Below are 25,048 nucleotides of genomic sequence, written 5' to 3'. Positions count from 1 at the left end.
CTGTTGTGCTTTCAACTTTGCGTGGTAGCACTTGGCTCCATGTAGACGAGTTCCCAAATGTGACCGTCTAAATCCTGAAACCCGTGTGCGTACATGAAGCCGTGGTCTTGAGGTTCGTTGTAGGTTGTGCCACCAGCGGCAACTGCCTGATGAACCAGTTCATCCACTTTTTCTCGGCTTTCAGTGGATAAGCACACCAGCACTTCAGTACTTTTTGTGGCATCACAGATTGCTTTGGGCGTGAACGTCTTGAACTTCTCATGAGTCAAGAGCATGACGAAGATGGTTTCGGAGACAATCATGCAGGTGGCCGTTTCATCGGTGAATTGAGGATTGAACTGAAAGCCGAGTTGCGTAAAAAACTCGATCGACTGCTTGAGATCTTTGACGGGTAGATTGACGAAAATTTGAGTACTCATGGTTTTCCTGATGTGGTTTGTTGCCGTAGGAGTGGAAAGGTGTTGTGGATTGAATTTAAGGGCGATTACGAAGGCTCAAGTTACTTGCTCGCAGTTGATCATCCACGGTGTACCAAACTGATCAATTAACATGCCAAACCGGACAGACCAGAAGGTTTGAGCGATCGGCATCTTAACTTTTCCGTTTTCTGCTAGAGCATGAAATATGCGTTCTGCTTCCGCTGGCTCGGTCACGCTAATCTGCACGTAGAAGCCTTGAGGTGCTTCAAAATAATCAGGTGGGCTGTCAGATCCCATTAACAGGCGATCTCCCAGGTCAAGGCAAGCGTGCATGATTTTGTCATGCCATTCAGCAGGTACTTGTTCTGCCGAAGGTGCTTCTTTGTGACTCATCATCATGGTGATCTTGCCACCAAGACATTGTTCATAGAACTTGAACGCTGCCTCACAGTTGCCGTTGAACATGAGGTAAGGATTGATTTTCATGATGTGCTCCTTGTGGTTAGTGCGTGTAGGGGCGAGTTTAGATGGATTGCTTTGAGGTGTTCGATCAAATTGCCAAACGCGCCTGGACAATCGTTCTACGGGTTGAGCGTGAAAACTGCTTGAGAGGTTTGTGGATCAAAGGGCACTGAGATGTGTTCATGTAAAATCTGCCAGTTGTCCTGATTTCTTTGGCAAACAGCGGTGGCACGCATCCACATTTGCATGGCGGGGTGGTCTTGTTCTCCCTTAAAGCGAAAGAGCCAGTGGGCAAACGCCAACTCGTCATTGACAGTAATGGTGAGGTCTTGTGTTTCCATCCCGAAAGCGTCTGGAAAGTAAGGCAGGCAGTCTTTCCACAGTTGGCGAACTGCGTCTTTGCCTTGAGTTTGAAACGGGGGTTTGACATCAAACAGAATGACCTCAGCGGCATAGCGAGACATCATTTGATCCACGTCTTTGGCACAAATGGCACGCTGTTGATCGCTAATCAGTTGACGAATTTCAGCTTCGTTGCCTGTATGAATGCTTGCCGGTGCCATTGTGGTGTCAGAACCTTGCATTTCCTGGAATCCGGCAGCGGCTTGCTGCACATCTTCTGGGAAATCCTCGAATTCCTGCACTTGGCGGATTTCGATCGTCTCGTTCTCTGAGGCAGGACAGCGAGAAGCCCAAGCGATCGCTTCCTCTTGCGAGTTCACTTGAATCATCCAGTAGCCACCCAGCACCTCTTTCACCTCGGGGGCAACCCCTTCTGTTACTTTTGGGCTTCCTCCCTTGAATGTGACTCGCGCTCCTACTGAGGGGGGGCGCAACCCTTCAACGGTAAGCAGCACACCAGCCTGTTGAAGAGCTTCGTTGTATTTCATCATGGCTTCAATCGCTTTAGCATCCGGCATCACATCGGGAGCCGCACTCTCGTAACCTTTAGGAATCATGAGCATCATAAAGCGCATTGCAGTCTCTCCTTGGAGTCTAAGTTTGTGGATAAAGGTTGTGGATAGTTGGATCGAGACGATCGACAAATGAGCCGAACTGAGACAGGTAGACATTAGGGTTCTGGTAAACCCGACACTTCAAGCACGGGACGAATCTCGACCGTGCCGACTCGCGCACCTGGAATCTGAGCGGCGATCGCGATCGCTTCATCGAGATCCTGCGCATTAATCAGAAAGAAGCCGCCCAGTTGTTCGCGCGTTTCGGCAAAGGGTCCATCGGTCACAAGTGAGTTACCCTCGCGCACCCGGACGCTGGTTGCCGTGGCGACGGGATGGAGCGGAGCGGTTGCCAAATACTGTCCCTTCGAGCTGAGCTGCTGCGCGAGTTGTGCAGATTCGACGTAACATTTCTCCCGCTCGGTTTCGCTCAGGGCGTTTTCATCCATATAGATCAGCAGTAGATATTTCATTCGGTTGCCTCCATGCTTTCTCTTTGCAAGTAAGTCGAACGAGGTTAGCTCAAATCGACACCTCGCAGAAAATTTTTATCATTCGCTACGATCGAGCCTGACCGTCTTCGGTTCCTTCTGTAATTAAGTCGAACGGCAATGGCTCAAATCGACAGCTTGCCAAAATTTTTAGGTCAGGTATGGTTCTAAATGCAGAAACAGATGTCACCCAGGCGATTGCCTCGGTTTATCGCACTGATTGGGGGCGGATTGTTGCTACCCTGATTCGGCTGATAGGAGATTTTGATCTGGCTGAAGAAGCAGCACAGGAGGCTTTTGCAGCCGCCGTGAAACAGTGGCAAGCCAGTGGGATTCCTGATCTTCCGCGTGCCTGGCTCATCCGCACCGCTCGCTACAAAGCGATCGACCGTCTCCGACGACGGACACGGATGACGGAAAAACTGGAATGGTATGCCGCCTCGGGGTTAATTCCAAGCAGTGAGGAGCCAACCTATGACTCGGATGAAATTCCGGATGATCGCTTGCGGCTCATCTTCACTTGCTGCCATCCAGCACTGGCGATCGAGACTCAGGTGGCTTTAACGCTACGAATGCTAGGCGGGCTGGAAACAGACGAAATTGCTCGCGCGTTCCTCGTACCCACAGCAACAATGGCACAACGACTAGTGCGTGCCAAACGCAAAATTCGGGATGCAGGTATTCCTTACAAGGTGCCCGACACGGCTGATCTGTCTTCACGGATCGGCGCAGTGCTGACAGTGATCTATCTCATTTTTAATGAGGGCTATGCAGCGACCAAAGGCGAGGCACTGGTGAGGGCTGACCTTTGCACCGAAGCCATTCGGCTGGCGCAACTGGTGAGGCAGCTCATGTCGCCCCAACCACCCTCAGAAGTAACGGCACTGGTAGCACTGATGTTGCTCCACGACTCCCGACGCGATGCCCGTTTGGATGAGGTTGGCGATCTAGTGCTGCTCGAAGATCAGAACCGTGAGCGCTGGAACCACCAACAGATTGCTGAAGCGTTGCCCTTTGTGGAAGAAGCATTGCGCGGTGGAACGGGTGTGTTTGCTCTGCAAGCGGCGATCGCAGCACTTCACTGTCAAGCAGCACGAGCCGAAGCAACAGACTGGCCGCAGATCGTGCAGCTTTATGATGTGCTGGAACGGTTACAACCATCCCCGATCGTGTCACTGAATCGGGCAGTAGCAATCGCCATGGCAGACAGCCCGCAGACAGCGATCGGGCTGCTGGATAGGCTTGCCACCGAACTCGACGGCTATCACCTGTTCCACGCTGCCCGTGCCGATTTACTACGCCGCATCGGAGCCTTAGAGGAAGCTGCTCAGAGCTACAAGCAAGCACTCACACTGGTCACGAATGACAGCGAACGTCGCTTTCTGGAGCGTCGGCTGCGCGAAGTTCAGCCCTAGAGTTCAGCATTGCTGGATAGGAACTGCGATCCTAACTTCTGCAAGCGTCGTCCAATCCATTTGACGGGTGATCCTTATCCACTCATCTTTTAGGTAATGACTGTTGGCTTATCCATCCCTGTATGAGTATGAATGCCCGCAATTTCATCCGCAATCTTGATCAAATCAGCCAATGCTTTTTGGGGATCAAGCTGATGTTTGGCGATGTTCGGTTCATAGCTTTCGAGATAGAGCCGTAGCGTTGCGCCCTGAGTGCCCGTGCCTGAAAGCCGGAACACAATGCGAGAATCATCGGTAAAGCCAATGCGTACACCCTGCTTAGTGCTGATGCTGCCATCGATCGGATCGGTATAGCTAAAGTCATCCGTAAAGGCAACTTCGTAGGTACCAAACTTTTTGCCCTTTAGCGTGGGCATTTGCTCATAAACGCCTTGCATCAGTGTGGCAGCGCGATCGCTATCGACACCTTCATAATCATGGCGTGAGTAAAAGTTGCGTCCGTACTGCTGCCAATGTTCTGTCACAATTTGCTCAACCGATTCTTGTCGCACTGCCAGGATGTTGAGCCAGAACAACACTGCCCACAGACCATCTTTTTCGCGGACGTGGTTGGAGCCTGTACCAAAGCTTTCTTCACCGCAGAGTGTAGCTTTGCCAGCATCAAGCAGATTGCCAAAAAACTTCCATCCTGTTGGCGTTTCGTAAGCTTCGATGCCAAGACGCTTCGCCACACGATCGGCAGCCTGACTCGTGGGCATCGATCGGGCAATGCCTGCTAAGCCATCTTTGTAACCAGGCACCAGTTTGGCGTTGGCGGCGAGCACAGCGAGGCTATCGCTAGGATTCACAAAAAAGTGACGACCGAGGATCATGTTGCGATCGCCATCCCCATCAGAGGCGGCACCAAAGTCCGGTGCATTCTCACCAAACAGCACCTCGACCAGATCATGCGCGTAAACAAGGTTGGGGTCAGGATGCCCACCACCAAAATCTTCTAAGGGAATCCCATTCTGCACTGTGCCAGCAGGTGCACCCAGCGTGCCTTCAAACAGCGCATGAGCGTAGGGACCTGTGACCGCGTGAAGCGAGTCCATGCACATCCGAAACTGTCCGCTGGTCAAAAGCTGACGGATGCGATCGAAATCAAACAGCGATTCCATCAATTCAGCGTAATCTGCTACCGAGTCAATCACTTCAACGGTCATAGCGCCCAGAGAGAACTGACCAAGTTGATCGAGATCGATCGTCGGCGCGTCCAAAATTTTGTACTGGTCAATGACCTTGCTGCGGGCAAAAATCGCGTCTGTCACCTTTTCGGGCGCGGGACCGCCATTGCCAGTGTTGTACTTAATGCCAAAATCTTCTTTGGGACCGCCTGGGTTATGACTAGCCGAAAGAATAATGCCGCCAAAAGCGTTGTTTTTACGAATGATACAGGATGCCGCAGGAGTAGAGAGGATGCCGCCCTGTCCCACTAGCACGCGCCCAAACCCGTTTGCGGCTGCCATTCTCAAAATCAGTTGGATAGCTTCGCGGTTGTAGTAGCGACCATCGCCACCGACCACCAGCGTTTGCCCTTCAAAGCCCTCTAGACTGTCAAAAATAGACTGAACAAAATTTTCCAGGTAATGCGGTTGCTGAAACGTGGGCACTTTTTTACGCAGCCCAGAGGTTCCCGGTTTTTGGTCAGCAAAGGGAGTGGTGGAAACGGTTTGTATATTCATGTAAATAGTCTTCTTACGCCGATGGTTGGGTCGTTACATTAGGGCGATCGCTGTCTGAACGTTAAGCAGAGAGGCGATATTCTTGGCGGGTGATTGATTGCCCGTAGGGGCACAACAATCTTATGCCCCTAACGAACGTATTGCCTTCTCGCGTTGAATCAGTGTCCGCTCCAAGCGCTTGCCGTCCGCAGATGCTACCCGCACACGATTATAAGCGCAATTGTTTCGATCGCTTAGTCTGACGCATCCTCGTGCGCAGGGGCAGTAGCAGCAGGCGTACCTGGATATCTCCAGTTCAAAATTTCGGGCATATCAACACCATACTCATAGGCATAGCGGATACACTCAATTTGCTGGTTCTTAAACGCTTCTTTGGCATGAGCGCCCGCCACGTGAAGGCTGGGCACACGATCGATTACATCCATCGCAATGCTGTAGCGATCGATCTGGTTTTGAATCGCTAGTTCCAGAGGCGTGTTGATACTCCCTTTCTCCTTGTAGCCGCGCACATGGAGATTGTTATGGTTGGTGCGGCGATAGGTCAGCCGATGCACCAACCAGGGATAGCCGTGGAAGTTGAAAATAATTGGCTTATCAGTGGTAAACAAGCTATCAAAGTCGCGATCGGATAACCCATGCGGATGCTCCGTCTCTGATTGCAGCTTAAACAAATCAACTACGTTAATAAACCGCAGCTTGAGATTAGGAAAGTGCTCCTTCAGCATCACGCTTGCCGCCAACGCTTCTAATGTAGGAATATCGCCCGCACACGCCAGCACAACATCTGGTTCAACGCCTGCATCAGTGCTTGCCCACTCCCAAATGCCAAGCCCTTTAGTACAGTGCTGAATGGCTGCATCCATATCCAGATACTGCAAGTGCAACTGCTTGTCAGAGACAATGACGTTGACGTAATCCACACTCCGCAAGCAGTGGTCTGCAACCGACAGCAACGTATTGACATCAGGCGGCAGATAAATGCGAGTGACACTGGGGCTTTTGGTGAGAACAACATCCAAAAAGCCAGGATCTTGATGGGTAAAACCATTGTGGTCTTGCCGCCAGACCGTTGAGGTAATGAGCAAATTCAGCGAAGAAATGGATGCCCGCCAGGGAATATGATTGCAGATGTCCAGCCATTTGCAGTGCTGGTTAATCATGGAATCGATCACATGGACGAAGGACTCATAAGTGGAGAAAAAGCCATGCCGTCCTGTAAGCAGGTAGCCTTCTAGCCAACCTTCTAGCGTATGCTCACTCAACATTTCCATGACCCGACCATCTGCCGCTAGTTCGCCACCATCAGCATCTTCGGGAAGGTACTCTGCAAGCCAGAGTTTTTTGCTTACCTCGTAGATTGCTGAGAGCTTGTTAGATGTGTTTTCATCCGGTCCAAAGACGCGGAAATTGGTCATATTGAGGCGCATAACATCGCGGAGAAACACACCCAGCGGTCGAGTATTCTCTACCTGAAGGTGCCCAGGCGGAGAGGTAGCCGCAGCGTACTGGCGAAAATCAGGCAACTTGAGTTCTTTCCGCACTGAGCCACCATTGGCGTGAGGATTTGAGCCTATACGGCGAACACCCTTGGGTGCGATGTCTTTTAGCTCTGCCAGCAGCGCACCGCTCTCATCAAAGAGTTCCTCGGGCTTATAGCTCCGCAGCCACTCTTCCAAAACCTCAAAATGCCCGTCGTTTTTGGTCACATCAGACATGGGCACTTGATGGGCACGCCAAAATCCTTCAACCTTGTGTCCATCCACTTCACTAGGACCCGTCCAGCCCTTGGGTGTCCGTAAGACAATCATGGGGAAGCGGGCACGTTTGGCAATGCCGGTGCTGCGAGCCTCGGCTTGAATCTGTTTGATTTCGGCAATGCAACGATCGAGCGTAGCAGCGAGCGCCTGGTGCATCGTTTCAGGATCAGACCCTTCGACAAAGTAAGGGTTGTAGCCATAGCCCTTAAATAGAGCTTCCAGTTCCTCATGACTGATGCGAGACAACAGTGTGGGGTTGTTGATTTTGTACCCATTTAAATGCAAGACAGGCAAGACAGCCCCATCTCGAATCGGGTTAATAAACTTGTTGGAATGCCATGCGGTTGCTTGCGGTCCCGTTTCGGCTTCACCATCGCCCGATAGCGCCACCACGATCAAATCGGGATTATCGTAAGCGGCTCCATAGGCATGAGCGAGACTGTAACCCAGTTCACCGCCTTCGTGAATCGAACCGGGAGTTTCGGGAGTGCAGTGGCTACCAACACCACCTGGAAAGGAGAATTCCTTAAAAAAGCGCTTCAGACCCTCTGCATCTTCGCTCTTACCTGGATAAATCTCAGAGTAGCTGCCTTCTAAGTAACAAGGACCAAGAAAACCGGGCGCACCATGACCAGGACCAACCACATAAATCATGTTGAGGTCTTGCTGTTTGATGACCCGATTTAAATGTGTATAAAGAAAGCTAATGCCAGGGCTTGAACCCCAGTGCCCTAACAAACGGCGCTTGATGTGTTCTGGCTTGAGTGGTTCTCTTAAAAGCGGGTTTTCTCGCAAATAAATCATGCCAACCGCGAGGTAATTACAAGCACGCCAATACGCGTGCATTTTGCGTAGTTCTTCCGGTGTGAGTGGTGCTCCCTCAACGGTCGATCGAGCGGTTCCGAAGGCACTAATGGAGCGGTCAAGGGCTGGTTTAGAAGGCGTTGCTACCATGATTTGTAATCCGTTTGCTGAAGGTTTGTGTGATCGGTTTACGTCGGCACGGATGGTAATGAAACTTGTTTTTGAGGCTCTGTTTTTAAGAGTCGAGCTGGAGTGGTACTGCCAGTCAGCAAAGGCAAACCAGCAGCCAATCAGACATCCGTTACTAAAGCGTCAAACTGAGCATTCGGACAACAGACTACTTTAAGTAGCCATTAATCTTCATAAAGAACATCTGTCGATCGAACGATTCTGTTCCAGTGACGCGCACTTAAACCAGCACTTACCTACTTAAGGCTCATGCCTAAAGCTGAATAAAGCTTAAATCAGACTGAAATTCTGCCCAGCGTCGTTGTACCTGCTCACAACACTCAGGGGGAGAAATCGCCAGATTTTGCAGTAGGTTAATATCTACAGTCCCATTGCCAATGACCAAAACGACGATCGCCTTAGTCGGTTCGTAAGTTGCGATCGCGCTCAGCACGGCCGTGACAGCCTCTGGCGCTAAGGCAACCGCTTGCAGATAGCCTTCTGCCTGAGCGTGCGGAATGAACCACTGCTGAAAGGCTACAGTATCCACACTCCAATCGATCGAGGGGGTGACTGTATCCACCACATCGCACACGACAACACCACGACCGTGCTGCTTATAACCGATCCAGGCAGAGTAGCCGATCGTCAAAAGATGGTGGTGAATGAAGCGATTCTGCCAGTAGCCAAAGTATCCCTGCCAAAGTTCATTTCGCGGTCGCATTGGCTTCTTCTCGCTGGTTTGCTGCTTCCAATCCACTTCGGACAGCACGAAACATCCCAAAGCGGCAAAGACCCGTGCCAAATGCCAGTCGCATCAGCAGGAGCGTCGGCACTTCTCGCAGTGATTTGAGCAAACCTGCGACCCCAAACCGCACCAACCCACTTGGTCGAGCAATACCTTGCCAGATGGAATCAAGCCAGGACGGTAGGGTTGGTTCCGTCCAGTCGGCGGTGATTACGTCTCCGGCAACATAGCCCGTTGCTGCTAACAATTCAGCAAACCCTTCAATGCTGGCAAAAGCGGGGTGAGACCACTGATCAAGCAATTGCCGCATCACGGGTCGTTCCCACGCATTAAGCGGCGCTTGGCGATCGTCGCGTTGGTTCCAGTCTGCCACTACCAGCACACCACCTGGTTTCAGCACGCGCAGCAACTCTCGAGCAAAAATAGCTTTATCGGGCATATGAGGACCCGCTTCGATCGACCAGACCACATCAAAACTGCCATCTGGAAACGACAGCGCCATCGCATCATCCACCCTAAACTGAGCGTTTAGCCCGTCTGGTGTCAGTGCTTGAGCACGCTTCACTTGCTGAGGACTGATGGTAACTCCGGTGACAGCAAACCCGTAGGCTTCTGCCAGAATGCGACTGCTGCCGCCAATACCACAGCCCACATCTAAGACGGTTGTACCAGGAGGTAATATGTCTAACCCGCCCCAACGCACCATTTCATGCACAAAGTCAGCCTTCGCTGCCAAAAAATCCTTGCGTTTTGGTGGCACACCATAGTGACCGAGGTGAATGTGCTCGCCCCAGTAGAACTCCAAAATGCCATCGTCTGTCCATTCGTCATAAGACGTGGCAACAGAGTCCGCGTTTTGATAGCGACGAGCCGTGAGGAGATAAAAAGCAATGCCTACTATTAATAAGGCAAGGAGAATACCAAGAACGAAAAAGAAACTCATAGGGTTCAGCGGAGCGTGTGCCGTAGACTGCGTTGATGGTTTAGCACAAAGGCAGTGTAGAGGGTAAAAAGAGCGATCGCCCAGACTAGCTCGCGCATAAAAAGCCGCAAGAGTACATCAGCCGTAAAACCGTGCATTCCCACCCATTGATTCACAAACAGAATGCTGCTCTGAGCAATGCCAAACCCTAGCAGCATGACCACTCCCAGCCACAGGGTTTGCCCCAACCAACCTCGATCGCTAAACTTGGGCTGCATAGAGGCGAGCAAAACAACTGCAACAGTGCCCAAACCCATCGTGACACCCCACAAGAGTGCGATCGGGCTTAAAGGATAGTCTCGCAAAGCGAAACCATAAACCTGATTGACAAACCAAATCAAGGCAACAGAGACAACTGCCTGCTTACGATGAAGAGTAATGCCTGCCAGCGCTGCAAAACTAACTAGCGGCACATGAGGATAGATCAGGCTACTGGCACTACCAATTGCAATCAAGCTATAGCGCCACAGCCGACTGGCTGCCACAGCCTCGCGTCCGATTCCCCACCTGGGATCAAAAAAATTTAGACCCAATCTGTACCTCGCAGAAACTGGTAAACCACGATCGGCGGGCATTCTGACTCCTACAAGTTAATCGCAAGCAACACATAGTAAAGCACTGCTGACTGCTGACTGTAGTTCACAGTTGCGGGACAGCGCCGGATTCAAACCGGACTTTCCCCCTTGTGTTTGACGGCTGCTCCCCATCAAAACCGATCATGTTCTCAACCCTAACACGGTTGAACGAAGGACTGAGACGGCTGTACTCGATCGCCATACAGCAGTAAGCGGCGATCGCTGTAAACACGTTGTCACAGCTTCACCTAACAGGCAAATTACTTTTTACGGCAATTGCTGTAGAATGAGCGGGTGATAATGATTCTCATTGTATAAACATGGTTCCTCTCAAAGTAGGGTTACAACGATCAAGCCGTGCCCGTCGGTTGTCGATGATCGTTGTGTCTGCGATCGCCCTTGGCTTAGGCAGTTGTGCAACCAATACACCTTCAGATCAGACACAAGCACCCCAAGCAGCATCATCTCCAGTGGCAGCGGCTAAAGAATTGCAGATTGTCACCACGTTTCTACCGATGAGCCAGTTTACAAAGGCAGTAGCGGGCGCTCGGGCAGACGTGATCCAACTCTTGCCTACCAATGTGGGTCCCCATGATTACCAGGCGAAACCAGACGATGCCCAAAAACTGGCTAAAGCCGATGTGCTTGTGCAAAACGGGCTAGAGACAGAAGATTTTTTGGAAGATCTGGTTAAGAATGCAGGCAACGCTAATCTCCAAATCATTGACTCTAGTAAAGGCATTCAAACCATTGCCACTGAAGACATCGAAGGTAGCCACAAAGAGAATCACGACCACGATCATGAAAATGAGAAAAAAGCCGAAGCCGGACATGAGCATGGAGCATTCAATCCCCATATTTGGCTTGACCCTAAACGCGCAATTCAACAGGTAGAAAACATTCGGGATGGGCTGATTACTGCTGACCCTGCTGGCAAGGAGACTTACACTGCCAATGCAGCCGCTTTCACTCAGAAATTACGGGATTTGGATGCCGAAACCGCGAAGCTGCTGCAACCGTATGCAAATAAAACCTTTGTCGCCTTTCATGACTTTGCACCCTACTTTGCCCAAAGCTATAGCTTGAAAGCCAACTTTCTGGTGGGTGTACCCGAAGAGAACCCATCGCCTGCTGATGTCAAACAGGTAATTGATACTGTCAAGGCAACCAATCTGAAAACACTGCTAACGGAACCGCAGGGAGGGCAAGATGCCTTTGCGGCACTGTCTAAAGACCTAAATGTGGGAGTCAGCACGTTTGACCCGATGGAAACTGGAGGCATAGAGGCGCTGCAACCTGACTACTACATCACCACCATGCGGCAGAATGTCAAAACTTTGGTGACAGCATTTACGCGTCGATCGACCCAATCCTTGCTGCCCCTTAGATTGGCGAAGTTCGTAGCGGTAGTGCCTCAGTGGGTTGAGGTGATGGAGTGATGGGGTGAAGAGGTAAAGAGGCGGAGGGGTAATTTATCTCCTGATCCTTCTACTCCCGCTTTCCAACCTTTCCACTCCTCACTCTTCCACTCCTCTACTTTTCTACCCTTCCACTCCTTCCCTGTTCTACTCAATAAATGAGGTGTTGATTGAGCGACACGGTGTTATCAATTGAACGACTAACCGTTTACCGGGAAACCTATGCAGCAGTGCAGGATGTTTCGTTTGCACTAGAGGCAGGCACTGATACGGCAATCGTAGGTCCCAATGGTGCAGGCAAAAGTACGCTGGTGCAAGCGTTGCTGGGAATTTTGCCTAGACAAGCGGGTGAGATTGTGATTCTGGGGCAACCCCTTAGTCGCAAAGGTTTTCTGCCACCACGGCTCCGTCAGCAAATTGCCTACTTACCGCAAAACTTCTTGTTCGATCGCCGCATTCCCATGACAGTGGCAGAACTGGTGGGGTTAGGGTGGGATCGGTTGGGGTTTCAGTTGCCCTGGGCAAATTACAGAAAACGTCATTACGCCGTTCGAGAAGCGCTGGCACGGGTTGATGCGACGCACCTTAAAGATCAACTTATCAGCAGGCTTTCCGGCGGCGAAACTAAGCGCGTCTTGCTGGCTTATTGTCTAGTTTACCCGCGCCGTTTGTTGATTCTCGATGAGGCTCCTGCTGGCTTAGATGTGCGTGGCGAGTCAGAGTTTTATCAACTGTTGTACCAACTCAAGCAAGAGCAGGGCTGGGCTATTTTGCAGATTTCCCACGATTTAGATATGGTGCGACGACACTGCGATCGTGTCCTCTGTCTTAATCGTACTTTACTGTGTCAGGGCGTCCCGGAATTGGCACTGTCTCCCGATAACCTCTCTGCTGCGTATGGTTCTGAGTTCGTTCGCTATCGACATCAGCATTGAAGATAGAAGTGGACGGTTAAAGGAGCGGGATTCTAGAACAAAACGAGAATGCCCAAACCCTAAATCTTCTCACCTCTTCACTTCCTCACCCCTTCACTTCCTCACCCCTTCACTCCATCACCTCTTCACTTCTTCCTCATCCTCATGTCTTTCCAAGCTGAACTGGCTCGCGTCATCGAACTCTTTCAATTTCCCTTCATGCAGCGAGCTATGATCGGCGGCGTTCTTACAGGGTTAATGGGTGGAATGCTCGGCAGCTTTACGATTTTGCGGCAGTTATCTTTTTTTAGTGATGCACTCGGTCATGCAGCACTATTGGGTATCAGCATTGGTCTATTGATGGGCATCAATCCATCGGTGGTGTTGCTGCCGTTTGCTGTTTTGTTTGCGCTGGGCGTGACTTACTTGCTGGAGCGAACTCGTTTGTGGACGGATGCGTTGCTCAACATTATTTACTCATCTTCTTTAGCGATCGCCATCATCATCCTCAGTTTTGTGGGGGAGTACAAAGGGGGACTCAATAACCTTTTGTTTGGCGATATTCTGGCAGTCCGAGAACTCGATTTAGTGTTTAGCAGTTTGCTGCTTATTGTCTGCGTAGTGCTGGTTGGGCTAACGTTGCGAACGCAGATGTTGGTAACGCTGCATGAACCATTGGCGATCGCCCGTGGGGTGTCGGTATCGGCTCATCGCACCGCTTTTATTGTGCTGCTGTCGTTGGTCGTAGGCATCTCTATCAAGGCGATCGGGGTGTTGCTAGTGAGTGCCTTTGTGGTCATTCCTGCCTGTGCTGCACGATTGCTTAGTCGCAACTTTACCAACTATGTTTTGCTGTCGGCAGGGTTAGGAGCCTTCAGCGCCGTAGGTGGCATGGTGCTTTCTGCCGCATTTAATTTGCCATCTGGTCCCACCATTGTCGCAGTGCAATTAACGATTTTCTTAATCGCAACAGTGTTGCCTTACGTTGGTTCAGTCCAGGGTTATGGCAGTCACTAAGCGCCATGACAACTGCTATTTTCCTATGGATGAAGCTTGCTTTCCTCTTAGTGATGTAAGAGTGAGCCAGCCAGTGATTAAGCAGTGCGAGTTGTTGTACCAATGCAAAAAGTGCTGGCGGTAGATTCCCCGATTGATGCCCCTCAATTCCTATAAAAAGAGAAAAGCCGCGACAGAGGAATCTTAATTTGTAGCGTATAAAAAGGGACTCAGTATTAGACGATCGGGTTGGAGTAGCAGAAAGAGAAAGCGATCGATGCAAGGCTGTTACAATCGGAAGCAAGATAAATTGTCGAGTTTTCGTTCTCCTATGACCGCCCAATCTAACCAACCGTTGCCTCAAATTCGGGTTGCAGAGTTAGCACAGCGTTTAGCCACGCCCTCTGATGCAGTGCAGTTTGTGGATGTGCGCGAAGCGAGTGAACTAGCGCTTGCCAAACTAGACGGCTTTGAACATTTACCGCTCAGTGAGTTTGCCGAATGGTCGGGCGATATCCAAACGCGGCTCGACCCACAGAAGGAAACGATCGTCCTTTGCCATCATGGTGTGCGATCGGCGCAGATGTGCCAGTGGTTACAGACTCAGGGCTTCACGCAGGTTAGAAACGTAGTGGGTGGCATTGATGCGTATGCGATCGCGGTTGACCCATCTATAGCCCAATACTGAATGACAGACTGCTGGTTCGATGTTTAATCCTTCGGTGTCACACCATCAAAGTGTTGTAACAAATTGCCTAATGGTAGATTCGCTATGTATGCCGTCTACTTAGTGGCACCTAAGGCAGAAACGGCAACAGTGCATCTGCTATCTTGATCATAGGTTGTGCATCTTACCTTTGATTTCCTTGATCCCGTCATGTTTTGCCTTCGTTCTGTCGATGTGACCTCATAATGCATTGACACCGCTTCAAACCTTTTTACGATTCGCCCTTTAAAGAATGTCCAACTTGGTCAATCTTACTAACCGTCAGCAGCAAGTACTTTGGGCAACTATCCGCCACTATATTGCCACTGCTGAACCCGTTGGCTCCGAAGCCTTGGTGAGGGACTATAACTTGAGCGTCAGTTCTGCCACGATCCGTAATGCGATGGCGGCACTGGAGAAAGGCGGACTGCTCTTTCAGCCGCATACGTCAGCCGGTCGCGTGCCATCTGACTCTGGTTATCGTATCTATGTGAATCAGTTGATCGTGCCATCCCATGACTCGACGCAGCAAATGGCGCATCTGTTTAACGATCGCCTGAATGCTGAAGACTGGAGTTTTGAAGCGGTACTGCGGGGAGCCGCGCAAATTCTAGCTACTGTCAGCGGCTACATTACACTAATCACTACGCCGCAAACACACACCAGTCATCTGCGTCACGTACAGCTTGTGCCAGTTGATACGACTCGGGTGATGCTGATTTTTGTGACAGACTCTTACGAAACCCAATCAGCCCTCATTGAGTTGCCGCTATCGGCTGATACGGCTAACCTGGATGCCGATTTGCTGGAGCGCGAACTGCAAATCTTATCCAACTTTTTGAATAGCCAGTTGCGGGGTCGCGCGATCGCCGAACTAGCAACCATCGACTGGAGTGAACTCGATCGCGAATTTGAACGTTATGCCGATCTGCTGAGAACGATCCTGGTGGAGCTAACCCGCCGCTCCCAACCGCCTGCTCCTACTCAAATCGTTATTAGTGGGCTAGCAGAAGTGCTGCGCCAACCAGAATTTTCAGAACTCCAGCAGGTGCAAACCATTATTCATCTGTTAGAAGAAGAACAACACCAGCTTGTGCCGCTGATTTTTGAGCGGTCAGACTTGCAGCAGCCCGGTAAGCGCGTCACTATTCGTATTGGTGCCGAAAACCCGTTAGAACCCATGCGAACCTGCACACTGATTTCTTCGACCTATCACAAAGACTCTGTACCCGTTGGCAGCGTCGGCGTTTTGGGACCGACACGCATGGTTTATGAAAACGCGATCGCCCTAGTAGAAGCGGCTGCCGACTATCTTTCTGATGCGCTAAGTTCGTAATTTCGTTTGCTAAGGTGGGATTGCAGGTTAGGAGCGATTGTTGTGATGAAGTCTTCCCAAAAAACATTAACTCGCATGGTCTTGGCGCTGCCGTTGGCGATCGCTGCCCATACAACAGCAGCCACCGCACAGACAGTACCCACTCAACCAGAACCCAAAACAGGCTGTATTTCTGGCACTCCCAATGGGACGTATCAGGGCGATCGCCCGATCACCCGCTATGAATTTGCCGCTGGGATGAATGCGTGTCTGGATCAAGTCAATCAGCAACTCCAGTTCAGCAGAGCAAACTTTGCCACACGTACTGACTTCGATACGTTGCTTCAGCGTCAGCGAGAGTTGAATGAGCAATTAAGAGAGTTGAGCGATCGGGTCGGCACCTTTCCAGGTGATGAATCCACTGCCAAGTAAAAAATTGAACAGCAAACAATCATGCTGGGTCAGCTTAGATTTTACGGACTTCGTTATCGGCTTGGTTTAGCAACTAGCTATGAACTCCGGCAGATTGCGGACTCGGCATTAAATGCAGGACTTTACTCGCCATCAATTCTAGATGCGGCGCTGGATGCTGAGGAACGATTAGAAGAAGTTGGAACAGCGTTTGAAAAAGCGTTGAATGAATTGTCAGTAACGTTACCTGAGTCAAGGGAGGAGTGTTGTTGGGAAATACTTCGACATTCCATTAAACAGATTGCAAGTCAGGAAGTTAAACCTTTTACAGGGTTGAAGGAAATCATAGAGGTTTATTACGGCTGTCAAGATGTTATTCATAGCAACTACTATGTTGGTGATTCATATGATATCCATTATCTTATTGGAGCCTATTGGGGATGTGTTGAGTTGTTTGAAAGACCGCAAGAGGTTACTTACAAGGAGTTAGCGGGCAAGGAAGCTATCTTAGCTTTTGGTATAGATGTTGTTGGAAATTGCAAAAGTTGGCTAGATAAACACGACTTGTGATTAATTTGTTGAAATATACTGACGAGCAATCTTGAGATGGTCGTAGAGTTGGCGGCAGGCTCTCAAAAGTAATATGCTGTTGCCATTACAAAATTGAGCGCACGATCGCTACAGGTTTCTCAATCATGCGTTCTTCCCAAAATTTTTTCGCCCGTTGTTTGCACGCCTGTCTAACCTGTTGACCTAGCCACATCATCTACCCACGACCACTTCACCACTTGCTTAAACGGTCTGCTGGCATGTCCCTGCTGTCCCCTTGGAAACCAAAAGCGCTGCTAACACGTCAGAAATAGCCTGCAAATGCGTCATCTGATAGCCTAGAGTGGCTAAAGCAAACAAAATCACATACTTGTAGGGCGAAAGATCGTCAGCAGAAGGCAGGAGCTAAAACCTATCTAATTTGATCAACAGGCTTTATAGCTAACAACTAAAAACTTCTCCAGGAGATGCCGTGTTTTTCAGTGTGGTCATTCCGACCTACAACCGCAAACCGATTTTAGAAAAGTGCCTGAAAGCATTAGAGCTTCAGCAGTTTGATGCAGGCGCGATCGCAGGCTACGAGGTTGTCGTCGTGGATGATGGTTCTACCGATGGCACCGTCGATTGGCTCCAAACCAACGCCAGCATATTTCCTCATGTTCGACTGTTCCAGCAAGATCACCAGGGTCCCGCTGCTGCACGTAATCTAGGTGTTGAAAAAGCGTCTGGTGACACCATCATCTTCATCGACAGCGATCTAGTTGTCACTGAGGGTTTTCTCCAGGCACACGCTGAAGGCTTGCAGCGTGGTCAGCGGTCAGCGGTCAGCGGTCAGCCTTTGAAACAAACTCAAAACTTCCCCACTCCCCACTCCCTACTACCCACTCCCGTCTTTACCTACGGTCGCGTCATCAACACCGCTAACTTTGACGATCCAACCGCAGAGCCGTACAAGCTCACTGATTTCTCAGCCGCCTATTTTGCCACTGGAAACGTGGCGATCGCCCGTACCTGGCTAGAGAAAGCTGGGCTGTTTGACACCCGCTTTCAACTCTACGGTTGGGAAGATCTGGAGCTAGGTGTACGTTTGAAGCAACTAGGCTTAACGCTCATTAAATGCCCCGATGCTGTCGGCTATCACTGGCATCCGCCCTTTGCCCTCAGCCAACTCCCAAACTTGATCGACAAAGAAATCGAGCGCGGCAAAATGGGCGTGCTGTTCTACCAAAAGCATCCGACCTGGAATGTGCGGCTGATGATCCAGATGACCTGGCTGCATCGCTTGTTGTGGGGCATTCTATCGATCGGCGGACGGCTTAACGAACGCACAATGGCTCCTTTCTTGCAATGGCTGATCGATCAGGGTAAAACCCAACTTGCCCTCGAAGTTGCCCGGATTTTTCTTAACTGGTACAACGTCCAGGGCATTTACGAAGCATATGCAAAAATGCAGCAAAAGCCTTAAACTCCTCATCCAAATAGAGACGCTTAAGGCATCAGCTTAGTCTTAAGTACTGGCAGACAAACTTCAGAGACTCCAAAAACTGTCAGTTGAGAGAGGAAAAAACATTATTTGCTCAACAGGAGTAATTCAAGGGTTTGACCGCAGTTCTTGCAGCATCGCTCGCAAGCTTTGTCGCCAGTAAGGAGGATGCGTACCTGATAGCGTCGAGACTTTTTTGAGTGAGAGGACGGAGAAAGCAGGACGTTTGGCTGGGGTGGGGTATTCGGGCGTGGTAATAGGGATAACGCGCTGGATTTTAAGGGGAAAGCCGAGTTGCTGCGCCTCTTCAAAGATGGCGATCGCAAAATCGTACCAACTACACACACCGCTGTTGGTGTAGTGATAGGTGCCGACCGTATCGGCAGACAATTGGGGTGCAAGTTGGGCGATCGCCTCAGCCAAATCTTTTGACCAGGTAGGCGCACCAATTTGATCAGTCACGACGCGCACTTCTTCCCGATCAGCTCCCAGCCGCAGCATCGTTTTGACGAAATTGCCCTTACCTTTCGCACCATAGACCCAGGCAGTACGAATGATGAAGTGACGATTGCACTCAGCACGCACCGCTGCTTCACCTGCCAGTTTTGTAGAGCCATACACACCTAGCGGATTGGTTGCATCCGTTTCCAGATAGGGCGAACTTTGCGTGCCATCAAACACGTAATCAGTGGAGATGTGAATCAGCCCTGCGCCGATGCGGCTTGCGGCTTTTGCAAGGATTCCGGGCGAAACAGCGTTCACCAACTTGGCGAGGTCAGGTTCGCTTTCGGCTTTATCAACCGCAGTATAGGCAGCCGCATTGACGACGATCGTGGGTTTCACAGTCTCCATCACCCGCTGTACGGCTTCTGGTTGCGAAAAATCGACGCGATCGCGCCCCACGCTAACGACTTCTCCCAAAGAAGCCAGGGTTTGCTGGAGTTCCTGACCAACCTGCCCAGTAATACCTGTCAGTAAAATTCGGGTCATAGGTAAAATTTTTGAATGCTGATGGAGCTACTTTACCTAAATACTCTCTCCACGCAGCCTCATAAGTACTTAAAAATGCTTCTTTAAACAAGAAAAATCTAGAGCAGTGCTGCTCTAGATTTTTCTTCACGATCGGAACATCAAGCCATTCGCTGTTCAGCAAACTTAAAGGTTACTGAGCAACAAAGCTCAAATATTTCTGGAATAAGGCGATGTTTGTCACCAAGCCGTAAGCAAATACAGCACCGCCAACACCACCCAGGAAAAAGCCAGTGGCGTATTCGTTCCAGCCTTCAGACGTGCTTAACAGCTGTGGTGGGCTAGGCACGGTGACAGTTGCAATCGGGCTTGGAGGATTGCTAGCGGCATAGAGCGAAAGGCTCAGCGTGGCTATCAAAAGAGTGCCAAGAGTAGCAAGTAACCCTGCAATGGAACCCACCTCTGTATCGCGCAGCGGATTAAATGTGATAAAGGGACCGAGTAGCCAGTAACCATGAGCCAAACCAACTTCAAGTCCTCTCCGCAAAGGAGACAAATTTTGGCGGTAGGCAGGCAAGTTATTGATATATGCGCGTACGAGACCAGACGCATTAATGGGGGTAGCAAGGTTACCAATTTGAGGGTCATCCCAAGCCGCATAGACGACTTCACGATTTCTAGGATCGTTAGGATTCGTGTTAGACCGCTCAATCTTGTCTACAAAATTAGCCATATGCCTTGATTCCTCTTACATGTACATGGCAGTGTGGCACTCATGATAAAGGATTTTGGCTACTAAGTCCTCTTTCTCAAGCTACAGAGTGAGTAGATGGGGATCGTCTTCGGAAGACAGTTGGATTAGTAGGAGATTGGAAGCATAGCGCGATCGCTGAATGGGCTAATGCTCTCTTACTAACTCTGACAAGGATGGGGCAACACCTAGAACAGCTTGTTTAACCCTGAATCAACTGTTCAATCGCCTCCGCTTTCGTCGGTAATGCCGCTGTCAGCACTTCTGAACCTGTTGCCGTCACCAGCACATCATCTTCAATGCGAATGCCACGGACATCAGCAAACTGAGCTAGACGATCCCAATCCACAACCGCTTGATAGCGTGATTGACGCTCTGGATCTTGCAAAATGGCGGGCACTTGATAAAAACCTGGCTCGATCGTGACAACCATACCTGCTTGCAGTGGACGATCAAGCCTCAAATAATTCAACCCAAAACGATCGCTCCGCACGCGCCCAGTTTCATAGCCTGCCAGATCACCCAAATCTTCCATATCATGCACATCCAAGCCCAAAAGATGCCCCACCCCATGTGGAAAGAACAGCGCATGAGCATCCTGCTCAACCAGATCATCTACCTGCCCACGCAGAATACCTAAATCTACTAAGCCTGTGGCGATCGTCCGTGCTGCTAGCAAGTGCAGTTCACGATACTCCACACCGGGGCGTATAGCGGCGATACAGGCATCATGCGCCGCCAACACCACATCATAAATTGCCCTTTGTGTCGGCGAAAATTTGCCTGCTACCGCCCAAGTACGAGTAATATCCGATGCCCAACCAGAGGCAGCTTCCGCACCCACATCTACAAGCAGCAGATCCCCCGGTTGCATTGGGTGGTGATACTGATTGTTGTGCAGCACTTCGCCATGGACAGTGACAATGCTTGTGTAAGCACAAGTCATGTTGTTGGCAATAATGACACTCTCCATAGCGGCTCGTACTGCTGCTTCTGTACGGGCGTAGGGCGTTACTGCCATACCTGCTTGGTGAGCAGCAATGCTGACCGTAGCTGCTTTTCGTAATTCTGCCAGTGCAAATTCGTCATGGGTTAGACGCAAGGAGACGATCGCCCGTGCCAACGCCAAGTCAAAACCTTGGGAATCATCGGCTGATGCAATCGCACGCTTGAGAACTCTAGCTTGGTGCGAGCGAGTCGTAGCATCCTGCACTGCGATCGTTGCCATCTCTGACTGAGAAGCTAGCTCCGCTAACGGATACGCATCGTGTGCACTGATCGCGGCGGCAATTTCATCTCGCGTTGGCGACTCTCCATGCCACAGCGCGCTTCCTGGACTCGCCTCATCTATAAACAAGACCAGCTTGCCACCGTCTAAGCGAATCGCAGCATTTTCCAGCGGTAGCCCTGCAAAGTAGAGAAAGTGACTGCTAGCGCGAAACGGAAAGGTATTTGCCCGAAAGTTTCGCGGACTGCTGCTCCCAGACCACAGCAGCACAGGCACGTTTACTAAAGCTGCCAATTTAGTCCGTCGAGTCTGTAACGCAGCGATCAAAGAGGGATTTCGGTCTAGAGTTTGCATGACGCTGGAATTAGTGAGAGAACCGCCTGCTTCATTCTGTCATTTCCAGCCTTGCCAATCAGAAGTAGAAGCAGCAACTCAGATCTCCAACTGTTTGCTGTAGCCATCCTGCAAGCTAACCATGATCCAGAAGTCGGGGAGCTAGCTGGGAGTTGAGGATCTACGCTCATCTTCTTGATCTACACTCATCTTCTTGCAGTTGCCCGTTTTGGTTTCGCTGCTCTGGATTCGATCACAAACTCAGGAATTTCCTGCAACTCAGCCGCACTTAAACTGTATTGCTCACACACCAGACTCAAGCGTGTGCCGCTAACTGTCACAGGGTTTACAGAATGGGTCAGATCGCCCTGAAAGTGAAGCAGCGTATTAAATGTTGGCTTAATCTGCCCCACCTGCTGCCGATGATTTCGTAGTACCAGTTCCCCACCCTGTAGATTGGTTGGCACCTGCACGTAAAGGACGCTAACGATCGCTGGTGGCTCCACCGTTTTGCAGTACGATCGCAGCGATCGATCAATATGGGGATCAACCCGCGACCCTTCCTTTAGCAGCAGCGGATTGAGGTAAAAGGCATTGCAGTAAGGTTGCAAGGCGCGATCCAGATAGGGCGTGAAAAAGGGAAACTGTTGCTTCACTGTCTCTAGCCCAGTTTGCTGAAACACAACTGAGAAGCCCTTCGTACCAACAAAATCGCGGTTCAGATTATTCACCGCAAAATAGGGACACGCCAAGATTTCTCCACGCAACCGATGAAGGTCGGTGATCGCAAAGACATCAGGTTCTTGACGGTAATAACTCAACGGTGTAGTTTCACTTAACGCAAATTGCAGGCTTTCTATCGTAACTCACCCAAGCCTTTTAGCCTTCATCCTTTGGCGTTTCAGCTTCCATTCTTGACCAGCACGCCATTCAAAAAGATGTCTGCCAGCCCTTCCGCCATTTCTTGCATCTCAGCAGGCGACGACCCTTCTCCCATAATCGTGTCCTGACTAAAGCCCGCCACCGCAAACATACCCAGGAACACCCGCGCCACAATCTTTGGGTTCATGCGCCGATAAATGCCCTGATCCATTGCAGATTGAAAAAAGACTTCTGCAACATCCGTCATTTTATCAATGACTTCAAGCTGGATGCGATCGCGCAACTCTGGGTGAAACTGCGCCTCCATAAAGCAGACCTTCAGCATATCGGCGTTCTTGTGCAAATTCAGCATCCGTCGCCGCATCACTTGCGCTACTGCCTTATAGCTACCCATTTCGCTCAGTTCTGTTAGCAAGTCCGTCAAGATTTCGACCCATCCCTGCGTCGCCACCTCAATTAAAATCGCTTTCTTATTCGGAAAGTGGCGAAACAGCGTACCCTCTGCGATCCCAGCAGATTCAGCGAGGTCACGAGTTGTCGTACCGTCGTAGCCCAATTTTGCAAACAGCTTCAGCGCCGACTTAAGAATGCGGGTACGCGTTTCAGTCTCAGGTGATGACGGCGGATGGGAAAGACGCATAACGTTCTAGAAATAAGCGGGTTGAGCAAAGACGTAGCGCTATTCTCTATCGCATACTTACTAGGACGGTAGAAGTGTCATAGATCATTACAGATTTGCTAGGAGTAAGCAGTCAAAACGGTACTGCCGATCGGTCTTTCGTCATCCCACCCATTTCCTGAGTAAAGTCGCTGAAAGCTGAGATAGCAGCGATCGATCTTTCAGTAATCCTGCCCATTAAGATTTCTTTAAAGGCTGGCAGCATAAGCGTATCAGAGTAAATGATTCACAGCACCACAAAACGCTCATCAGAACGCTCTGTGGATAACATCTGCCTCACTAGCAGACGATCACCAAAAAGCTTTCTCATATCTCATTCTTGAGAGGAAGAAATGAACCACTCTAACGCCACCGCTGCCAGTGCTCAAGTCGAACAGTTTGTTTGGATTACTACAGAAACAGCCCTTGACCTAACGACATCATCCCAGCAAGCCACGCCACGGATCAATCGGTTCGCTCCACTTCAACCGATCCGTCAATGGCTGGATAACATTGCTATTCATGACGCCGGAACAGCAAGAACCTTTTGCCAAATCATCCCAGGTCGCTGCCCCTTTGAGCGCACCATTAAACTCTTCGATCGCACCCTTTTCTCCATCCCGCCGCTCTGCAAGCTCAACCCTTTCTATGAACAGGTTGTAGCGCTGCGCTTTCGATCGCTGTGTTACCTAGCTGATGAATGCGGCGAGGATGTGAGCCGCTACTGCTAACTCCCTTGATTAGCTAGTAGAAGGACTACATTGTAGAGGGATCGCTCACTAAAGGTTGCAAGCGTTACTAGACAGACTGCTAAATGCCCATAACCTAAAGGCATAGATTGCAGCAGCCATGTCCTCAGCTCTTCTGACTTCTTGGAATTTACGTAACAATTAAGCAGAATTTTCGACGGACTGAGTAGAATAGCAGGTAGCTAGTCCATGCCCGACTCACAAACTGGTCATCTATGACTACTTGTTTTCTGGCACCTTTGTACTCTAGCAATTGACGACACGCCATCCAGTCCACGCTTGAAGACTGATTTCCAGTTGTCAACCCCTACTTTGCCAACCATCAAATGCCTGTGATTGAAAGAATTGAGAGAAGACCAAATCGCGATTTACCAGCAATTAACGAACGGATTCGCTTTCCGAAAATTCGAGTGATCGACTCGGATGGTGCGCAGCTAGGGATTATGGTTCCCCGCGATGCCATGCAAATCGCTGAAGAAAAAGACCTGGATCTGGTTCTTGTCAGCGATAAAGCCGATCCACCTGTTTGCCGCATCATGGACTACGGCAAATTTAAGTTCGAGCAAGAAAAGAAGGCTCGTGAAGCGAAGAAGAAACAGCACACCGTTGACGTTAAAGAAGTCAAGATGCGCTATAAGATTGAAGCGCATGACTACGAGGTGCGCATCAACCAGGCGAAGCGGTTTTTGAAAGATGGTGACAAGGTAAAGGCAACCATTATGTTCCGGGGACGCGAGATTCAGCATAGCGACATTGCTGAAGATTTGCTAAAGCGGATGGCAGGCGATCTTCAGGAGCTTGCTGAAGTGCAGCAAGCGCCGAAGCGAGAAGGACGCAACATGATGATGCTATTGGCTCCTAAAAAATAGTGAGTAGCGCTGTTTGATAAGCTGATTAAACGCGCTACTGATAGAGGCACTCCGATTACGTTTGGGGTGCCTTTTTAGTGTGCTCACAGGGTTCATGTCAGAAATTTTTGCCCTGAATGGTCAGCAGCTATCTAAAATGAAAGCCATTCGGGGCAAGCTAAGTTAAACCAATTTAATTCTGCTCGTAACCGATCGCTTGTAGGGGCAAACAACGGCTTGCTCTATCCAACGATGACTCCGTGACGATCGCGCTTTCAAAAGTTACAAGGTGCGATGCTAGCGATCGACAGGTGCCTGTCGGGGTCAAAGAGACATC

General features: G+C 50.2%; 27 protein-coding genes and 1 riboswitch. Of the genes, 11 read left to right on the top strand and 16 right to left on the bottom strand.

The features are described 5' to 3' along the window. Positions 1 to 11 precede the first annotated feature (11 nt). From H6F76_RS25700 to H6F76_RS25685, 4 genes are all read right to left on the bottom strand, one after another. Positions 12 to 419 carry a VOC family protein gene (locus H6F76_RS25700; protein ID WP_190453324.1) on the bottom strand — a complete coding sequence of 136 codons (408 nt, stop codon included), beginning with the start codon at positions 417 to 419 and terminating at the stop codon, positions 12 to 14. Between the two features lie 75 nt (positions 420 to 494). Continuing rightward, positions 495 to 905: a VOC family protein gene (locus H6F76_RS25695; protein WP_190512580.1), complete on the bottom strand. Its 411-nt coding sequence runs from the start codon at positions 903 to 905 to the stop codon at positions 495 to 497. 95 nt (positions 906 to 1,000) lie between these two features. Next, positions 1,001 to 1,858 carry a YciI family protein gene (locus tag H6F76_RS25690; RefSeq protein WP_190512936.1) on the bottom strand — a complete coding sequence of 286 codons (858 nt, stop codon included), beginning with the start codon at positions 1,856 to 1,858 and terminating at the stop codon, positions 1,001 to 1,003. A gap of 95 nt (positions 1,859 to 1,953) precedes the next feature. Next, positions 1,954 to 2,310, bottom strand: coding sequence for a YciI family protein (locus H6F76_RS25685; RefSeq protein ID WP_190512579.1), 357 nt, complete (start codon positions 2,308 to 2,310; stop codon positions 1,954 to 1,956). Positions 2,311 to 2,489: 179 nt separating this feature from the next. Between H6F76_RS25685 and H6F76_RS25680 the strand changes: the two genes are divergently transcribed. Continuing rightward, the gene (locus H6F76_RS25680) at positions 2,490 to 3,743 is read left to right on the top strand and encodes an RNA polymerase sigma factor (RefSeq protein ID WP_190512577.1); all 1,254 of its coding nucleotides are present in this window, start codon (positions 2,490 to 2,492) and stop codon (positions 3,741 to 3,743) included. An 89-nt stretch (positions 3,744 to 3,832) separates the two neighbouring features. Here the strand turns inward: H6F76_RS25680 and H6F76_RS25675 are convergent, their stop codons facing one another. The 5 genes from H6F76_RS25675 to H6F76_RS25655 form a co-directional block, all read right to left on the bottom strand. Then, the gene (locus tag H6F76_RS25675) at positions 3,833 to 5,467 is read right to left on the bottom strand and encodes an alpha-D-glucose phosphate-specific phosphoglucomutase (RefSeq protein ID WP_190512575.1); all 1,635 of its coding nucleotides are present in this window, start codon (positions 5,465 to 5,467) and stop codon (positions 3,833 to 3,835) included. 233 nt (positions 5,468 to 5,700) lie between these two features. Further along, complete coding sequence (locus H6F76_RS25670; protein WP_190512573.1) at positions 5,701 to 8,178, bottom strand: phosphoketolase family protein; 2,478 nt, start codon at positions 8,176 to 8,178, stop codon at positions 5,701 to 5,703. Between the two features lie 292 nt (positions 8,179 to 8,470). Next, the gene (locus tag H6F76_RS25665; RefSeq protein WP_190512571.1) at positions 8,471 to 8,920 is read right to left on the bottom strand and encodes a hypothetical protein; all 450 of its coding nucleotides are present in this window, start codon (positions 8,918 to 8,920) and stop codon (positions 8,471 to 8,473) included. Next, positions 8,904 to 9,887 (bottom strand): methyltransferase domain-containing protein, encoded by a 984-nt coding sequence (locus tag H6F76_RS25660; RefSeq protein WP_190512569.1) that lies wholly within the window; start codon positions 9,885 to 9,887, stop codon positions 8,904 to 8,906. Before H6F76_RS25660 ends, H6F76_RS25665 begins: the two co-directional genes overlap by 17 nt. A gap of 5 nt (positions 9,888 to 9,892) precedes the next feature. Then, a complete protein-coding gene (locus tag H6F76_RS25655; RefSeq protein WP_190512567.1) occupies positions 9,893 to 10,459 on the bottom strand; it encodes a hypothetical protein in 567 nt (188 codons plus the stop codon). A gap of 15 nt (positions 10,460 to 10,474) precedes the next feature. Further along, positions 10,475 to 10,658, bottom strand: a riboswitch (cobalamin riboswitch). A 163-nt stretch (positions 10,659 to 10,821) separates the two neighbouring features. Between H6F76_RS25655 and H6F76_RS25650 the strand changes: the two genes are divergently transcribed. The 8 genes from H6F76_RS25650 (at position 10,822) to H6F76_RS25615 (ending at position 18,275) form a co-directional block, all read left to right on the top strand. Next, the gene (locus H6F76_RS25650; RefSeq protein WP_190512565.1) at positions 10,822 to 11,940 is read left to right on the top strand and encodes a zinc ABC transporter substrate-binding protein; all 1,119 of its coding nucleotides are present in this window, start codon (positions 10,822 to 10,824) and stop codon (positions 11,938 to 11,940) included. Between the two features lie 149 nt (positions 11,941 to 12,089). After that, positions 12,090 to 12,854, top strand: coding sequence for a metal ABC transporter ATP-binding protein (locus H6F76_RS25645; protein WP_190453346.1), 765 nt, complete (start codon positions 12,090 to 12,092; stop codon positions 12,852 to 12,854). A 144-nt stretch (positions 12,855 to 12,998) separates the two neighbouring features. Beyond that, entirely contained in the window at positions 12,999 to 13,850 is an 852-nt protein-coding gene (locus tag H6F76_RS25640) for a metal ABC transporter permease (protein WP_190512563.1), read from the top strand. A gap of 310 nt (positions 13,851 to 14,160) precedes the next feature. Then, the gene (locus tag H6F76_RS25635; protein WP_190512561.1) at positions 14,161 to 14,517 is read left to right on the top strand and encodes a rhodanese-like domain-containing protein; all 357 of its coding nucleotides are present in this window, start codon (positions 14,161 to 14,163) and stop codon (positions 14,515 to 14,517) included. Positions 14,518 to 14,788: 271 nt separating this feature from the next. Next, the gene (gene hrcA, locus H6F76_RS25630; RefSeq protein ID WP_190512559.1) at positions 14,789 to 15,871 is read left to right on the top strand and encodes a heat-inducible transcriptional repressor HrcA; all 1,083 of its coding nucleotides are present in this window, start codon (positions 14,789 to 14,791) and stop codon (positions 15,869 to 15,871) included. Positions 15,872 to 15,916: 45 nt separating this feature from the next. After that, complete coding sequence (locus tag H6F76_RS25625; RefSeq protein WP_190512557.1) at positions 15,917 to 16,282, top strand: S-layer homology domain-containing protein; 366 nt, start codon at positions 15,917 to 15,919, stop codon at positions 16,280 to 16,282. A gap of 21 nt (positions 16,283 to 16,303) precedes the next feature. Further along, a complete protein-coding gene (locus H6F76_RS25620) occupies positions 16,304 to 16,831 on the top strand; it encodes a hypothetical protein (protein ID WP_190512556.1) in 528 nt (175 codons plus the stop codon). A gap of 451 nt (positions 16,832 to 17,282) precedes the next feature. After that, complete coding sequence (locus H6F76_RS25615) at positions 17,283 to 18,275, top strand: glycosyltransferase (RefSeq protein ID WP_190512554.1); 993 nt, start codon at positions 17,283 to 17,285, stop codon at positions 18,273 to 18,275. Between the two features lie 126 nt (positions 18,276 to 18,401). Here the strand turns inward: H6F76_RS25615 and rfbD are convergent, their stop codons facing one another. From rfbD to H6F76_RS31205, 6 genes are all read right to left on the bottom strand, one after another. Next, the gene (gene rfbD / locus H6F76_RS25610; protein ID WP_190512552.1) at positions 18,402 to 19,283 is read right to left on the bottom strand and encodes a dTDP-4-dehydrorhamnose reductase; all 882 of its coding nucleotides are present in this window, start codon (positions 19,281 to 19,283) and stop codon (positions 18,402 to 18,404) included. Positions 19,284 to 19,455: 172 nt separating this feature from the next. After that, on the bottom strand, positions 19,456 to 19,995 hold the full coding sequence (locus tag H6F76_RS25605) for a photosystem I reaction center subunit XI (protein ID WP_190453359.1): 540 nt from the start codon (positions 19,993 to 19,995) through the stop codon (positions 19,456 to 19,458). Between the two features lie 220 nt (positions 19,996 to 20,215). Next, the gene (locus H6F76_RS25600; protein ID WP_190512550.1) at positions 20,216 to 21,595 is read right to left on the bottom strand and encodes an aminopeptidase P family protein; all 1,380 of its coding nucleotides are present in this window, start codon (positions 21,593 to 21,595) and stop codon (positions 20,216 to 20,218) included. Between the two features lie 185 nt (positions 21,596 to 21,780). Next, a complete protein-coding gene (locus tag H6F76_RS25595) occupies positions 21,781 to 22,395 on the bottom strand; it encodes a 2OG-Fe(II) oxygenase (RefSeq protein WP_190512548.1) in 615 nt (204 codons plus the stop codon). 80 nt (positions 22,396 to 22,475) lie between these two features. Further along, complete coding sequence (locus H6F76_RS25590; protein ID WP_190453369.1) at positions 22,476 to 23,096, bottom strand: TetR/AcrR family transcriptional regulator; 621 nt, start codon at positions 23,094 to 23,096, stop codon at positions 22,476 to 22,478. Positions 23,097 to 23,208: 112 nt separating this feature from the next. Beyond that, on the bottom strand, positions 23,209 to 23,340 hold the full coding sequence (locus H6F76_RS31205; protein ID WP_277881284.1) for a hypothetical protein: 132 nt from the start codon (positions 23,338 to 23,340) through the stop codon (positions 23,209 to 23,211). A 127-nt stretch (positions 23,341 to 23,467) separates the two neighbouring features. On the opposite strand from H6F76_RS31205, the gene H6F76_RS25585 reads away from it, so the two are divergent. Together H6F76_RS25585 and infC are read left to right on the top strand one after the other, a co-directional pair. Then, entirely contained in the window at positions 23,468 to 23,845 is a 378-nt protein-coding gene (locus tag H6F76_RS25585; protein ID WP_190512546.1) for a Mo-dependent nitrogenase C-terminal domain-containing protein, read from the top strand. 344 nt (positions 23,846 to 24,189) lie between these two features. Next, positions 24,190 to 24,732, top strand: a complete 543-nt coding sequence (gene infC / locus H6F76_RS25580; RefSeq protein ID WP_190453374.1) for a translation initiation factor IF-3 — start codon at positions 24,190 to 24,192, stop codon at positions 24,730 to 24,732. A gap of 172 nt (positions 24,733 to 24,904) precedes the next feature. Here infC and H6F76_RS31200 read toward each other — a convergent pair whose 3' ends face one another. Continuing rightward, positions 24,905 to 25,039, bottom strand: a complete 135-nt coding sequence (locus H6F76_RS31200) for a hypothetical protein (RefSeq protein ID WP_277881283.1) — start codon at positions 25,037 to 25,039, stop codon at positions 24,905 to 24,907. Positions 25,040 to 25,048 lie beyond the last annotated feature (9 nt).

This window comes from Leptolyngbya sp. FACHB-321 (genome assembly GCF_014695975.1).
Lineage (GTDB): Bacteria > Cyanobacteriota > Cyanobacteriia > Leptolyngbyales > Leptolyngbyaceae > Stenomitos.
This window is presented reverse-complemented; position numbering and strand designations above follow the sequence as displayed.

Coding starts and splice junctions, on each gene's coding strand:
- H6F76_RS25670 (WP_190512573.1), bottom strand. CDS start 8,178: ATGGTAGCAACGCCTTCTAAACCAGCCCTTGACCGCTCCATTAGTGCC.
- H6F76_RS25625 (WP_190512557.1), top strand. CDS start 15,917: ATGAAGTCTTCCCAAAAAACATTAACTCGCATGGTCTTGGCGCTGCCG.
- H6F76_RS25600 (WP_190512550.1), bottom strand. CDS start 21,595: ATGCAAACTCTAGACCGAAATCCCTCTTTGATCGCTGCGTTACAGACT.
- H6F76_RS25660 (WP_190512569.1), bottom strand. CDS start 9,887: ATGAGTTTCTTTTTCGTTCTTGGTATTCTCCTTGCCTTATTAATAGTA.
- H6F76_RS25680 (WP_190512577.1), top strand. CDS start 2,490: ATGGTTCTAAATGCAGAAACAGATGTCACCCAGGCGATTGCCTCGGTT.
- H6F76_RS25650 (WP_190512565.1), top strand. CDS start 10,822: ATGGTTCCTCTCAAAGTAGGGTTACAACGATCAAGCCGTGCCCGTCGG.
- H6F76_RS25675 (WP_190512575.1), bottom strand. CDS start 5,467: ATGAATATACAAACCGTTTCCACCACTCCCTTTGCTGACCAAAAACCG.
- H6F76_RS25640 (WP_190512563.1), top strand. CDS start 12,999: ATGTCTTTCCAAGCTGAACTGGCTCGCGTCATCGAACTCTTTCAATTT.
- H6F76_RS25700 (WP_190453324.1), bottom strand. CDS start 419: ATGAGTACTCAAATTTTCGTCAATCTACCCGTCAAAGATCTCAAGCAG.
- H6F76_RS25590 (WP_190453369.1), bottom strand. CDS start 23,096: ATGCGTCTTTCCCATCCGCCGTCATCACCTGAGACTGAAACGCGTACC.
- H6F76_RS25605 (WP_190453359.1), bottom strand. CDS start 19,995: ATGGCTAATTTTGTAGACAAGATTGAGCGGTCTAACACGAATCCTAAC.
- H6F76_RS25620 (WP_190512556.1), top strand. CDS start 16,304: ATGCTGGGTCAGCTTAGATTTTACGGACTTCGTTATCGGCTTGGTTTA.
- H6F76_RS25695 (WP_190512580.1), bottom strand. CDS start 905: ATGAAAATCAATCCTTACCTCATGTTCAACGGCAACTGTGAGGCAGCG.
- H6F76_RS31205 (WP_277881284.1), bottom strand. CDS start 23,340: ATGCTGCCAGCCTTTAAAGAAATCTTAATGGGCAGGATTACTGAAAGA.
- H6F76_RS25685 (WP_190512579.1), bottom strand. CDS start 2,310: ATGAAATATCTACTGCTGATCTATATGGATGAAAACGCCCTGAGCGAA.
- infC (WP_190453374.1), top strand. CDS start 24,190: ATGCCTGTGATTGAAAGAATTGAGAGAAGACCAAATCGCGATTTACCA.
- H6F76_RS25690 (WP_190512936.1), bottom strand. CDS start 1,858: ATGCGCTTTATGATGCTCATGATTCCTAAAGGTTACGAGAGTGCGGCT.
- hrcA (WP_190512559.1), top strand. CDS start 14,789: ATGTCCAACTTGGTCAATCTTACTAACCGTCAGCAGCAAGTACTTTGG.
- H6F76_RS25665 (WP_190512571.1), bottom strand. CDS start 8,920: ATGCGACCGCGAAATGAACTTTGGCAGGGATACTTTGGCTACTGGCAG.
- rfbD (WP_190512552.1), bottom strand. CDS start 19,283: ATGACCCGAATTTTACTGACAGGTATTACTGGGCAGGTTGGTCAGGAA.
- H6F76_RS25585 (WP_190512546.1), top strand. CDS start 23,468: ATGAACCACTCTAACGCCACCGCTGCCAGTGCTCAAGTCGAACAGTTT.
- H6F76_RS25635 (WP_190512561.1), top strand. CDS start 14,161: ATGACCGCCCAATCTAACCAACCGTTGCCTCAAATTCGGGTTGCAGAG.